Source organism: Priestia megaterium NBRC 15308 = ATCC 14581 (genome assembly GCF_000832985.1).
Lineage (GTDB): Bacteria > Bacillota > Bacilli > Bacillales > Bacillaceae_H > Priestia > Priestia megaterium.
In genome coordinates this window covers 2,588,685-2,600,911 of sequence record NZ_CP009920.1, presented here as the reverse complement: position 1 = coordinate 2,600,911, position 12,227 = coordinate 2,588,685, and the positions used below count along the sequence as shown (strand labels likewise).

Below are 12,227 nucleotides of genomic sequence, written 5' to 3'. Positions count from 1 at the left end.
CTTTAATCTCTCAAGATTTTCCCTTTTTTTATTAAGCTTCCTGCAAAACTTCTGTTGCTGTCTCCATAAAGTTGAAGAGCTCAACCCTTGTCGGCATAGCATCTGAACAGCTGTGTTTTGAAATTACAATCGAAGCGGAGGCACCCCCCAATCGCATTGCCTGTGGAATTTCCAGCCCTTGCATCAATCCGTAAATAAAGGCTGAAGCATATGAATCACCAGCGCCAAACGTTTTCAGAACTTTTGTTTTAAATATTCCTCCGCGGTGAGACTTACCATCTCTTGTATAGGAAATAGACCCTTCTCCACCGTGCTTAATCACGACGATTTGAGCATGGTGAGAAAACCAGCGCTCTGCTGTTACTTGATCATTAGATTCTTTATAATTTAAAAGTTTTTCCATCATGTCAAACTCTTCTCGCGTACCAATAATTACATCTGATTTTTCAGCGGCTAAATTAAAATAGACTGCCGTTTCAGCTTCCGATTCCCATGTATATGGCCGATAGTCGATATCAAAAAACACTACAACTTCATGCTTGCGTGCGTGTTCTAGTGCTAAAAACACTGCTTCACGAGAAGGACTTTGCGCAAGAGCCGTTCCAGATATTAAAAGTGCCTTTGACTGTTTGATATATTCTTCGGATACTTCTGTAGGACTTAGCTTTAAATCCGCTACGTTATCACGATACATTAAGATGCTGCAATCTGTAGGGCTCTTGATTTCCGTAAAAGCAAGCCCCGTTACCGCCCCCGTTTTATCAACAACAATGCTATCTGTATTAATCTTATTTTTTTGCAGATAATCCGTAATGAAGCGTCCCATTTGATCATCTGATACTTTTCCGATAAAACCGGTTTTTAAGCCTAGCCTTGCTGCTCCAATCGCAATATTAGCCGGAGAGCCTCCTACATATTTAGTAAATGTTTTAGTCTCTTCCATTGGACGCTGTGTTTCATTTGCATTTAAATCAATACACAAACGGCCAACAGCGATGAAATCTAACCCACGGTTTTCTTTAAAAACAAGCGGATTCATCTTTATTCCTCCTTAGTTAAGCGCTTTCCTAAAAAGGCGAAAAGAGCAAATATTCTCTTTCAGCCCACATTTCTATCATTAATTCACTGCGTATTTTTTATGTTCAATCTTCACTGGCTGCCCGGATAGTAAAGATTCTTTTGCTGCTTTAGCAATTCGTTCTGCTTGTAACCCATCGTTCCCTGTACAAATAACGCTTTGTTTTTCCATAATTGCTCTTGCAAATTGTGTCACTTCCGCTATGTAAGCTTGTGTATAGCGCTCAAGAAAGAAATACAGCGGCTTCTCTTTAACTACACTGTCGCCTGTTGATATTTCTACTGTAGTAGGACGGCAATTGTCAGCAGCAGCTGCACCTTTTTCACCAAAAACTTCAAGGCGCTGATCGTAACCGTAGACAGCTTGACGACTGTTATCGATTACACCTAAAGCTCCATTTGCAAATTTTAATGAGACAATTGCCGTATCTATATCCCCTGCTTCTTCAATAGCAGGATCGATGAGCGTCGTGCCGTAAGCCAATACTTCGATTACTTCACTGTCCATTACATAACGAGCCATATCAAAATCATGAATCATCATATCCATGAACAATCCTCCTGAAGCGCGGACGTATTCAGGACTCGGAGGCTGAGGATCTCTGGAGGTGATTTTTAAAATGTGCGGCTGTCCTACTTCTCCTTGCTGTACAAGATCATGCACTTTTTTAAAGTTGGGATCAAAGCGTCGGTTAAAGCCAACTTGAAGCTGCACGCCATGTTCTTTTACTACTTCTAACGCTTGGATTGTTTCTTCTACTGAAAAACTAACGGGCTTTTCACAGAAAATATGCTTTTTCGCTCGAGCTGCTTCTTTAATAATCGATGCGTGCGTATTCGTTGGCGAACAAATGAAAACGGCATCAATTTCTGGATCAGCTAATAAATCTTGATAATTTGTTGTTAACGTCGAAATTTCTTTACTTGTAGCCCATTCATGTAAATGGTCTACTACCACATCTGAAACCGCTTTAATTTTTATTTGCGGCATTAATTTTAAATTATCAACGTGTAATTTCCCTATGCGTCCAGCACCAATTATTCCAATTGTAAGAATCCCCATCTTATTTTCCCCTTTAATTAAAAGTTAAGAAAACATTCGCTCAAACCTCTATATAGGTTAAGCGCTTTCCTGATTCCAATTATACATAACGTTTTCTGAAATGCAAACAGTTTTTATAGATTATTTAGAATATTTATTTTTTAGCAATCTAAATTCATACTATAAAAAACTATTTTTATTTTTTATCTATTCATCGATGAAACTAAATAAATTCTCAATATTTAAGTATTTTTATCATGAATTCAGTAATTATTGCCTTACATACTAATATTTTTATGATTAAAATAATTTAATTGAAAATTATATATATTTAAAATTTTAATTGACGTTCAAAAAATGTAAGCGTATACTTTTTATCAAATAGATTAAGCGCTTAACCAAATTAGTTTGATGTTTTACACAAAATAATCGATCTGGTGGTGTGGAAAATGAATGAATTTATTTCCAGAAAAACGGCTTTAGACAGGATTGGCATCCCTTCTCATTTAACGTGGGGATACATAGGTATTATTGTTTTTATGATTGGCGATGGTTTAGAACAAGGATGGTTATCTCCTTATCTTGTAGAACGAGGTTTAACCATTGAACATGCTGCTTTACTGTTTACTGTTTACGGCATTACGGTCTCCGTTTCTTCCTGGTTCTCCGGCGTATTGGTTCAACTGTGGGGTCCTAGAAAAGCAATGGCATTCGGCTTGATCTCCTTTATTATTGGTTCAATTGGATTTATAGGTTTAGGACTTCATATTATGAATTACACAATTATACTAATTTGTTATGCTCTTAGAGGGTTTGGTTACCCTTTATTTGCTTACTCATTCTTGGTCTGGGTGTCTTACCGCACGCCCCAGGAAATGCTTTCAAAAGCAGTAGGCTGGTTTTGGTTTGTTTTCCAGCTCGGATTAAGCGTAATCGGAGCCTTTTACTCAAGTTATATGGTTCCAAAAATTGGAGAAATCGCTACCTTATGGAGTGGTTTACTTTTTGTTTTGATCGGTGGAATCTTTTCAATTATTATGAATAAAGACAAGTTTACCGTACAAAAAGTAAACGATAATAAAACAAAAGAATTAATGAAAGGGATTACAATTGCATTTGAGAACCCTAAAGTAGGAATCGGCGGCATCGTAAAGATTATTAACTCTGCTGCTCAATTTGGATTTGTTGTTTTCTTGCCAACATATATGATGAAACATGATTTTACGATGAGTGAATGGTTGCAAATCTGGGGTACATTGTTTTTTGTGAATATGGCTTTTAATATTATTTTTGGTATTGTTGGAGATAAGTTTGGCTGGGTAAATACAATCAAATGGTTTGGCGGAGTTGGATGCGGAATTGTAACACTTGCTCTCTACTATGTACCGCAATTCGTCGGACATAATTATTGGGTAATGATGATTGTCGCATGCTGTTACGGGGCAACACTAGCAGGTTATGTCCCTCTTACAGCGTTAGTGCCTTCTTTAGCTCCGGAGAATAAAGGAGCTGCAATGTCTGTGTTGAACTTAGGATCTGGACTTTCTGCTTTTGTAGGTCCTTTAATTGTGACCGTTTTTATTGGTCTTTTGGGCACGAGCGGCGTAATTTGGATCTTTGCTTGCCTATACTTCTTTGGTGCTTTTCTAACTGGTTTCCTTACGATTCCAACAGAGACAACTATTAAAGGCGAAACAATAAACGAAGTCAAAAGTCCGGTCTCTCTATAAATATGCTTAAGAAGAAAAAGCTGCAGGTGTCTCAACACCTGCAGCTTTTTTACCTTCTCTATTTTATAACTTTTTTACCGACGCACGTTCTACTAGTTCGGGAATAATCGTTACTCGCTGTTTCGCATGCTCTTCTTTTTTCATAGACTTTAACAGCTGTTCAAACGTACTAGTAGCCATCTGAGAAATGGGTTGTTCAATCGTTGTCAAACCGGGCTCAGCAATATCGGCATAAATCGTATTATCAAATCCAATTACCGATAGATCTCCGGGGATCGAAAGCCCCTGCTTTCTTGCCTCGTTTATGAGCGATACCCCAATCAGATCTGTACATGCAAAGACTGCTGTTGGCCTATTAGGCAAGGAAAGCAGCTGTTTACTTGCTCTCCTGCTATCTTCTACTGTTGAATAACAGCTGATAATGGATTGATTTTCTAGTGATAAATTTGCTTCTGTGAGCGCTTGTTTAAATCCCTCTAATCGTCCCTCACTGCTTTTTCTATCTTTTTCAGTCATAATCGTTACCGATTGATGACCTTTTTCTATTAAATACGTACCTGCGATATATCCTCCGCGAACGTTATCAATTGTCACTACATGCGTTGAGATAGAAGGATGGTCAACTGAAAACAATACAAGCGGTACATCATGCTTCACGATCTTCTTTACGAGCTTCGTATCATTTAGTTCGGTTGCGATAATGATTCCATCTACTTGTTTTTTAAATAAAAGATCTATATATTCATGCTCGCGCGCAGTTTGATGATCTGTACTGCATAAAAAAAGCGTGTATCCCGCTGCTCTAGCACTATTTTCAAAAGCTCTTGCTACCTCTGCAAAAAAAGGATTCGAGATATCAGGAACTAGAACACCGATTGTGTACGTCTTTTTTCCTGTTAACGCCGCTGCCACACTGCTAGGCTGATAATCTAATTCCATCATTACTTCATTCACTTTTTTTATCGTTTTTTCACTAATACGGCCTGTTTGATTGATTACTTTGGATACAGTGGCTATTGATACCCCTGCTTTTTTCGCAACATCGTAAATGGTTGGTTTCACTTTCACTGTTCCTTTCTTCTTGATCTCTTTCCTTATTTTATCACGAAAGTATTCAATCGTTTATTTTAGATACAATCTTTCGTTTTAAAAGAGAAATAAAAAAGCTGTTCAATGTGCAACAGCTTTTTTTTAAAATGATTAATTTTTCAACGATTGTTTGCTTATCCATTCCATTATGCTTGTTGTGCTTCCGTTTATTTTAGCGTTGGGTTCATTATTATACAGATATATCCAAGATGAATGCCCGTTATACTGATAGGGCGAACCATCATTATTTTTATACAAACCTGTGGTGTCATGGACATCCTCAAATAGTGATAAATAAACATTATTTGAATGGCTTTTCACCAAACGTTCATAAGTTGGAAGAGTGTTAATTGTTGGCGGAAGGACCGTATCATTCTTGGCGGCTACGAACCAAATAGGTGTTTGTTTCATCTTTTCAATATCTTGATTCGTAATTAATCTATCATTTAGTCCTTCACATACTGGAAATGCTGCTGCAAAGTATTTTGGATAATCACGAATCATAAGCATAGTCATATATCCGCCGTTAGATGCTCCTCCGATATAGATTCTATTGGGATCAATATCAGGGTTTTTAGAAACATATTCTTCAATTAAGGCCATCAGTGATTCTTTATAAATAGAAGTTCCATCCGCTTTACCCGTATAACCATCCATCCATTTTGTTGGCGCTTGCGGTACTAAAACGTAGGCACCTTCAAAATAAGCCTGAGTTTCTTTTGTGATAAAACTAACAGCTTTATTGGCAGATAAGGGAATTGTTGCATCTGTTCCTCCCTCTCCTCCACCATGTAGCCAAATGATTAATGGGTTCTTTTTCTTATCCTTTGCCGGCGCATGACTTGCGTATGCTAATTCTATATTTTGATATATACCTTTTTTAATTGTAAAATCATCTACGAGTTCTTTTTTCTCTCCTGCAAACTGTTTCACTACAAGCCCTGACAACTTTCCTTTATTTGTTATTATGTCTTTTTGCTGAGTAATGGTATATTGACTGTCTATCCATGCATTTAACTCTGTACCATATTCATCGTAATTTAGTGGTGCTCCTAATGAAACAGCTGGTCCAACTTCCATTTCTAAAACTGCATATTTTCCAGTATGTACGGCTGGTTGTCCATCTTTATCAGATACATAGGCTTTTTTTACTGTACGATCTCCTTGTTCCAATAAAGACGGTTCTAATCGACTATCACTTCGAGCCACATGCACCTTAAACGTTTCTTTTGTAAGTGAATTGGTTGGAACAGGTTCACCTAAGTCAATAATAATTTTTGTGATCGCCGCTCCCCAGTCATAAATCTCTGTCACTGTACGATAGGATGTAGCTTTTTCGTGCGTCTGCTTCGCCAGCGCTGCTTTCTCATAAGAGAGTACAATGCCAATTGCTAAACTCAATGTAATAGCCAATAGTACAGACTTTTTTAACCTTTGATACATAGCAAATCTCCTCCTTTTAAATAGAATAGGAATATTAACATTCTCCTTCTATCTTAATCGTTTTGTAACCGCTTACTTTCTTGTGTTCTATTTTACTTGCCCCCTCTCTCTTTCTACACATAATTATTTTCCGTTACCTAGCGGAAACTTTTGGTTCTTTATTCCAATAAGCATATTCTATAAGTCCTTGAAAAAATTTTTTTATTTTATGTATAAAAACTATCTATTAATCAAATCATAATCTTAACCTTATAAAAGGAGTTGATTATGATGGCAAACAGCAGAAATAAGAGCAGCAACGAATTAGCAGTACACGGTACTCAACAAGCAATCGATCAAATGAAATATGAGATCGCTAGCGAATTTGGCGTAACTCTTGGTCCTGACACAACTGCACGCGCAAACGGCTCAGTAGGCGGCGAAATCACAAAACGTCTTGTGCAAATGGCTGAACAGCAACTTGGCGGCGGACGTTTCTAAATCACTGTCATAAGCAATACGGCTGGAGGAAGAGCGAATGACCGTTCTTCCTTTTCCCATTTTTACATAATCTCTTATCGCGTTTCTTCTTCTCTATATGTATCTAAAACAAAACCTCTCCATAACGTTTACGTTCCGTTATATAAGGTTCTCTTTCTCTCACAATAGATTGTTTATGATAAAACATAAAAAGAAGTCCCTTTTATAGGAACTTCTTTCATCTCACTCTATAAATGTGCAAGCTCTTTAGATATCTTTTCGGTCTTTGCTTTTAGCTGCTCTTGCTGACCTTCTAAGTCAGCAAGAACAGCTAACACTTCCGTATTCTCTGGTTCTTCTTCATACTGTTTTAACGTAGCAACAAGAGACTGTGAAACTTTGATGAGCTCTTGATTAACTTCTTGCTGCTGTTTTAAATAGTCAAGTTCATATTCCGTTTTTTCTAGATTTCTCATCGGTCCCCTTCCTTTCGTTAACTAGCTTTTATTTAAGAACGCAGTCTTTTATTATCGCATTTGGTTACTTCAACATTACCTTATTTTATTTTCGTGATTGCCGTATAACATTTTTTCATTCATTGGGTCAGCTGATTTTTCAGCAGGTGTCACTGTTTTTCCTAGAGCTGAATTGTGTTTATCATGCTCAACTGCGTCTACCATCAGCAAAACTTTTCCTTTTTTAAGATCAGATACATATGAGGAAGCTTCTGCAGCAGGTACACCATATTCGGTTAATTGATTTTCGATTCGATTAACATCTTGATCCATTTTTTCTTCAGACGGCGTAAAAGCATTTTTTATTTTCTCCATAAAGGATTGATGGTGCTTTGAGTGTTCATCTGTATCAACTGTTTGCACATCAATTCCTGCAGAATGCTCAATCGCTTCTGTATTTTCATGACGCAGACCACTGTTTGTCAAGACAGAAAGTGCACTGTCCGGATATCCCTGTGTTTTTAAATTTCGAATCGCTGTAATAACCGCTGCCTCTGAATCATACGTACCTACTACATTTTTTGTCATTTTCTATTCCTCCTAGGTATTATCATTTTTTAGCTTGTTATAGTATTAATACCCTTGGATTTTTTGGTAAAACTTTTTAATTTTATCTCTCGCTCTCCTTACAAGGAGAAACCAATAAAATAACAGACCTGAATCTAAAAATTCAAGTCTGCTTCATGATATCAATGATTTGTATTATAAAATTGGTGACAGTAAGCGAGATACCGCTTCTTTAAATTTTATAAGAAGAGAGCGCTCTTTATATCGTTCGAGCGTTAATTTTGAACTGTATTGCACATCTTCAAGAAACAGGTTCTGCAACTTTTTGGCAATAGGCTGGTCATATACAACTGCATTCACTTCAAAATTAAGACTGAAACTTCGTGGATCAATATTCGTCGTGCCTACAGAAGACACTTCATTATCTACTACAATCGTCTTAGCATGCAAAAAGCCTTTTTCATAGAGATAAATATGTGCACCATACGTCAGCAGTTCGCCTACGTGAGACCACGTAGCCCAATAAACAAAAGGATGATCGGGTTTGTTTGGAATCATAATATGAATCTCTACTCCAGATAATAAAGCAATTTTACAAGCATCCATAAAGCTTGCGTCTGGAATAAAGTAAGGCGTTTGAAGGTACACACTTTCTTTGGCCGACATAATCAATGAGATATACATGTTTTTTAGATGCTGAGTAGTCGAGTTTGGCCCGCTTGCTACAATTTGTACAGGAACCGTTCCAGAATGAGTTTCTGTACGATGCAAAAATTGTTCCAGTTCAATTGGTTGTTTTGTTGCTTGATGCCAATCTAAAATGAACCTCCCTTGAATATCGTTCACTGACTCTCCTTTAATGCGAAAATGAGTGTCTCTCCAATAACCCATTTTTGGATCTAACCCTAAATATTCATCTCCTACGTTAAATCCTCCTATGTATGCTACTTCACCATCAATAATACAAAGCTTTCGATGATTTCGATTGTTAATCCGAAAATTAATTAAGCGAAGAATTGAAGGGAAAAATGCCTGTGCTTCGCCGCCATATGAAATAAGCTCCTTAAAAAATGATGGCGTCATTTTTCTAGATCCTACTTCATCATAAAGAACACGAACTTTTATGCCTTCTTTTGCTTTTTTTGTTAGCTCATCTCTTAATTTTTTCCCAAGATTATCTCGTTGAATAATATAATATTGAATATTAATTTCTTTTTTAGCATTTCGAATGTCCTCAAACAATGCATCAAATTTCTGATTACCATCACTAAAGATATCAATTTCATTGTCAGTGCGCACGAGTGACTTAGAAGAATTTAAATTGGTGAACAGCAGTTTATTATGTTGAATCAATAAATCATTTCGATATTCATGGGTAGCTTTAAGTTCTTTTAATTGTTCATCTACTGAAGATCTTAAATATTCCCGCTCATCAGATGATAACTTATAAAAGTTCTTCTGTTTTAGCTGTCTTCCAAAGAATAGATATACAATAAAGCCGACAATCGGTATAAAAAATAAAATAAGAAGCCACGCCCATGTAGATCCTATATCTCTTCGTTCGATGAAAATAAGAATACCGGCTAATAAAACATTAATAGCTGTTACAACAGATACACTTAGTGTAAAGATATGGGCAAATTCCATTCGTTTACTCCTTTCTTTCTACTGCATTGCTTTATTAACTCATTTCCGTTTTTAACGCTTTCATTCACTTTACTATACATAACACAGATCGCTTCCTTTTTCATCTTTAGTATCCAAATTTTATTGTTTTTTTTATTTTTTGCTATACTAAAAATGTAAAATATTTCTTTTTATGGTGTATTTAAAAAAAGGAGGAAATAATTTGTTTTTTCCTTTTATTTTTCTTAGCCTCATCAATGTATTTATCAGTATTAGTCTGGGGTATACGGCTTATCAATTGTTTAGAAAAGCATTTATTGGAGGTATTCTTACGTGTATCCTTGTTTGCAGCGCTCCTATCATGTTTGTATGGCCTTCCCTGTTTCTATCAACGGGCATATCACTTTTTCTCTACTTTCTCATTATTTACTCAAAAAAGCACATATCATCTAATATATAAATAAAAAACACGAAAATCTAAGATTTCCGTGTTTTTTATCTACAAGTTGTATACGTAATAATCTTGCACGTGATATGAATTGAAACCGCATGTTTCGTAGAGTTGCAAAGCGCGTTTGTTTTTCGCTTCAACCTCAAGAAATATATCATATCCTAGCCGAAGCTGCTTTAAAACAACTTGTTTTAAAGCAGCTTTTCCTATTCCCAATTTTTGATAAGAAGGTAAAATACCAAATCCATAAATCCATGCTTCGCTTTTATTATAAGATACCCTTAACTTTCCAACCGCTTGACTATTGTACTCTACAATAAAATGGTTTTGCTGTTCTTTCGTTTTCGTTTGTTCATAATAAGCAGCTGCTTCTGTTAAAGACATACCAAAGCATTCCACATCAACTTGCATTTCCATTTTCATATCGGTATCTGATTGGGAAGAGCGAAGTGTAACAAAGGGATTATCATCTTCCAATTCTTTTTTTGTCCACTTCATTTGATATTCTGAAAAAGTAAATGAACATGGAATTTGCTTTAAGAACTCCCTGCCTGAAACCGAATCGCCAGGAGCATTTAATAAAATCTCTGTATACCCACGCTTCTTACATATATGTAAAGCTTGAGAAAACAGCTTTGAAAAAATCCTTTTTCGGCGATAGCTAGGAGCGACCATTCCGCATATTTCTACTGTATTCCCAAACCCATAAAGACCAATAAACCCAACAAGCTGATTATCTTCATAATGAAAAAAATCGTTAACTTCATTTTGTTTTCGACTTCGTAACATATCAAAATTCAGCTTCAGCTCTATGTGCTCTTCTTGTTCGCAAATAGACTGTAGCTTTTTTATATCTTCTAACACATGTTGTTCTAACATAAAACGCCCCCTGCATTCTTCTTTTTATTATAAGTTCGGCTTTATTTAACTTTTTCCTTTCATCTTTAGCACAATAGTCGAATAATTATAGGGTAAAAGCAAGATCAAAAAGCATATAGAGTAATCAAACTAAATAGGCGGGGTGCTTATGAAAAAGACCATTTTGATAAGTTTTATTGCACTAGTTGCTTTAACCATTATTTATTGCCTGCAGAAAGAATTTATTTTCGCTTTAGCTTTGTGGAGCATTTATGGAACAGTATTATCTGTTTTTGTATATTTTTCTTTTTACAAATCAACGGAAGATCGCGAGGAGGAGTAACAATAAAGCTATTAAAAGGTCGGTGAAATAAACTTTTTTACAGACCTTTTATAAATTTACAACTGGGATATATGTTGGTAACAACTTAGAAACAAGTAACCCTTATTCTTAGTGTTATAGAAAAGTTATTATCTATTTCACTAAGGAGTTGGATATTTGTATGAAGACAATTACAAAATCTATATCGGTTTTAGCATTAGCAGCGGGCTTTACTTTTTCATCTCTATCTGGAACACTGCCATTCACTCACGAGCAAACAGCAAGTGCAGCAGAAAAAATAAACGCACCGTTCAGCGTATATGAAGTGACCGCAAACGTACTCAATATACGTTCAAAACCTAGCACTCAGGGAAAGATTCTTGATACATTAAGAAAAAAAGATCAAATTGAAGTAGTCAAGTTTGTAAATGCAGACTGGGCTGCCATTAAAATAATTGGCGGCACCGGATATATCAGTACTTCCTATTTAATGAAAGTCCCTACTACTGTTCATACAACTGCTAACCTTAATTTACGCACAGGGCCTAGCACAAGCAACAAAGTTGTAACAACTATTCCTAAAGGAAAAAGCCTCAGCTTCTTAGCTTGGGGCTACTCAAAAGATAAAAAGCTTTCATTTGATTGGGCTTTTGTAGAATACAACGGTTTTAAAGGATATGTAAGCACTGCGTACTTACAGTTACCTACTTATAGATAAAAATAGATAACTCCCTTGAATTATTTCAAGGGAGTTTATTTATGGACACCTTATTAATAGTGCCCTGCCCATGAAGCACCGATGATAATTAGTAAAATAAATAGCACAACGATTAGCGCAAAGCTACTTCCGTGACTTGATCCGTATCCGTACCCATAACCATAACCTCCGTAAAAACTCATTTTCTTTCACCTCCCTTTTTTGTAGAATATGTGAAGGGAAATGAAAACGAACATGAATATTCTTTATCACAAAATTCATTATAATTTATAAACGTTAACTCTTTTACTAGTAAGGCATAGGATATATCATCCCGTGCTTCATCTCTACATCTTTCCCTCGTTCCCCCTTTTAAAGTAAGAGTATATTTCAGCAATACAAAAAAAGAAG

Annotated in this window: 13 protein-coding genes; 4 read left to right on the top strand and 9 right to left on the bottom strand. The window is 36.1% G+C overall.

Features of this window, described 5'->3' with window-relative positions; genetic code table 11:
- Positions 1-31 precede the first annotated feature (31 nt).
- Positions 32-1,039, bottom strand: a complete 1,008-nt coding sequence (gene iolC / locus BG04_RS13965; protein WP_034654613.1) for a 5-dehydro-2-deoxygluconokinase — start codon at positions 1,037-1,039, stop codon at positions 32-34.
- Between the two features lie 78 nt (positions 1,040-1,117).
- Positions 1,118-2,140, bottom strand: a complete 1,023-nt coding sequence (gene iolG, locus BG04_RS13960; RefSeq protein WP_034654616.1) for an inositol 2-dehydrogenase — start codon at positions 2,138-2,140, stop codon at positions 1,118-1,120.
- A gap of 428 nt (positions 2,141-2,568) precedes the next feature.
- Here iolG and BG04_RS13955 point away from each other — a divergent pair, with 428 nt between their 5' ends.
- The gene (locus BG04_RS13955; RefSeq protein ID WP_016762910.1) at positions 2,569-3,849 is read left to right on the top strand and encodes an MFS transporter; all 1,281 of its coding nucleotides are present in this window, start codon (positions 2,569-2,571) and stop codon (positions 3,847-3,849) included.
- Positions 3,850-3,912: 63 nt separating this feature from the next.
- Here the strand turns inward: BG04_RS13955 and BG04_RS13950 are convergent, their stop codons facing one another.
- On the bottom strand, positions 3,913-4,911 hold the full coding sequence (locus BG04_RS13950; protein ID WP_034655319.1) for a LacI family DNA-binding transcriptional regulator: 999 nt from the start codon (positions 4,909-4,911) through the stop codon (positions 3,913-3,915).
- A gap of 138 nt (positions 4,912-5,049) precedes the next feature.
- Positions 5,050-6,381 (bottom strand): prolyl oligopeptidase family serine peptidase, encoded by a 1,332-nt coding sequence (locus BG04_RS13945; protein WP_034654619.1) that lies wholly within the window; start codon positions 6,379-6,381, stop codon positions 5,050-5,052.
- A gap of 270 nt (positions 6,382-6,651) precedes the next feature.
- Here BG04_RS13945 and BG04_RS13940 point away from each other — a divergent pair, with 270 nt between their 5' ends.
- The gene (locus BG04_RS13940) at positions 6,652-6,861 is read left to right on the top strand and encodes an alpha/beta-type small acid-soluble spore protein (RefSeq protein ID WP_034654622.1); all 210 of its coding nucleotides are present in this window, start codon (positions 6,652-6,654) and stop codon (positions 6,859-6,861) included.
- A 227-nt stretch (positions 6,862-7,088) separates the two neighbouring features.
- Here the strand turns inward: BG04_RS13940 and BG04_RS13935 are convergent, their stop codons facing one another.
- The 4 genes from BG04_RS13935 to BG04_RS13915 all read right to left on the bottom strand — a co-directional run bounded on the left by BG04_RS13935 (position 7,089) and on the right by BG04_RS13915 (position 10,818).
- The gene (locus BG04_RS13935) at positions 7,089-7,316 is read right to left on the bottom strand and encodes a hypothetical protein (RefSeq protein ID WP_013055216.1); all 228 of its coding nucleotides are present in this window, start codon (positions 7,314-7,316) and stop codon (positions 7,089-7,091) included.
- A 75-nt stretch (positions 7,317-7,391) separates the two neighbouring features.
- The gene (locus BG04_RS13930) at positions 7,392-7,883 is read right to left on the bottom strand and encodes a YflT domain-containing protein (RefSeq protein WP_034654624.1); all 492 of its coding nucleotides are present in this window, start codon (positions 7,881-7,883) and stop codon (positions 7,392-7,394) included.
- Between the two features lie 174 nt (positions 7,884-8,057).
- On the bottom strand, positions 8,058-9,509 hold the full coding sequence (gene cls, locus BG04_RS13925) for a cardiolipin synthase (protein WP_034654626.1): 1,452 nt from the start codon (positions 9,507-9,509) through the stop codon (positions 8,058-8,060).
- A gap of 478 nt (positions 9,510-9,987) precedes the next feature.
- Entirely contained in the window at positions 9,988-10,818 is an 831-nt protein-coding gene (locus BG04_RS13915; protein WP_034654631.1) for a GNAT family N-acetyltransferase, read from the bottom strand.
- 148 nt (positions 10,819-10,966) lie between these two features.
- Here BG04_RS13915 and BG04_RS30965 point away from each other — a divergent pair, with 148 nt between their 5' ends.
- Complete coding sequence (locus BG04_RS30965) at positions 10,967-11,140, top strand: hypothetical protein (protein ID WP_013081589.1); 174 nt, start codon at positions 10,967-10,969, stop codon at positions 11,138-11,140.
- Positions 11,141-11,300: 160 nt separating this feature from the next.
- Complete coding sequence (locus BG04_RS13910) at positions 11,301-11,837, top strand: SH3 domain-containing protein (protein WP_013081588.1); 537 nt, start codon at positions 11,301-11,303, stop codon at positions 11,835-11,837.
- Between the two features lie 53 nt (positions 11,838-11,890).
- On the opposite strand, the gene BG04_RS29725 is transcribed toward BG04_RS13910, so the two are convergent.
- Positions 11,891-12,019, bottom strand: coding sequence for a YjcZ family sporulation protein (locus BG04_RS29725; protein WP_013081587.1), 129 nt, complete (start codon positions 12,017-12,019; stop codon positions 11,891-11,893).
- Between the last annotated feature and the right edge of the window lie 208 nt (positions 12,020-12,227).

Bases quoted from the DNA above. Each gene is read 5' to 3' on its own strand.
- iolC (WP_034654613.1), bottom strand. From the start codon at position 1,039: ATGAATCCGCTTGTTTTTAAAGAAAACCGTGGGTTAGATTTCATCGCT.
- iolG (WP_034654616.1), bottom strand. From the start codon at position 2,140: ATGGGGATTCTTACAATTGGAATAATTGGTGCTGGACGCATAGGGAAA.
- BG04_RS13955 (WP_016762910.1), top strand. From the start codon at position 2,569: ATGAATGAATTTATTTCCAGAAAAACGGCTTTAGACAGGATTGGCATC.
- BG04_RS13945 (WP_034654619.1), bottom strand. From the start codon at position 6,381: ATGTATCAAAGGTTAAAAAAGTCTGTACTATTGGCTATTACATTGAGT.
- BG04_RS13940 (WP_034654622.1), top strand. From the start codon at position 6,652: ATGGCAAACAGCAGAAATAAGAGCAGCAACGAATTAGCAGTACACGGT.
- BG04_RS13935 (WP_013055216.1), bottom strand. From the start codon at position 7,316: ATGAGAAATCTAGAAAAAACGGAATATGAACTTGACTATTTAAAACAG.
- BG04_RS13930 (WP_034654624.1), bottom strand. From the start codon at position 7,883: ATGACAAAAAATGTAGTAGGTACGTATGATTCAGAGGCAGCGGTTATT.
- cls (WP_034654626.1), bottom strand. From the start codon at position 9,509: ATGGAATTTGCCCATATCTTTACACTAAGTGTATCTGTTGTAACAGCT.
- BG04_RS13915 (WP_034654631.1), bottom strand. From the start codon at position 10,818: ATGTTAGAACAACATGTGTTAGAAGATATAAAAAAGCTACAGTCTATT.
- BG04_RS30965 (WP_013081589.1), top strand. From the start codon at position 10,967: ATGAAAAAGACCATTTTGATAAGTTTTATTGCACTAGTTGCTTTAACC.
- BG04_RS13910 (WP_013081588.1), top strand. From the start codon at position 11,301: ATGAAGACAATTACAAAATCTATATCGGTTTTAGCATTAGCAGCGGGC.
- BG04_RS29725 (WP_013081587.1), bottom strand. From the start codon at position 12,019: ATGAGTTTTTACGGAGGTTATGGTTATGGGTACGGATACGGATCAAGT.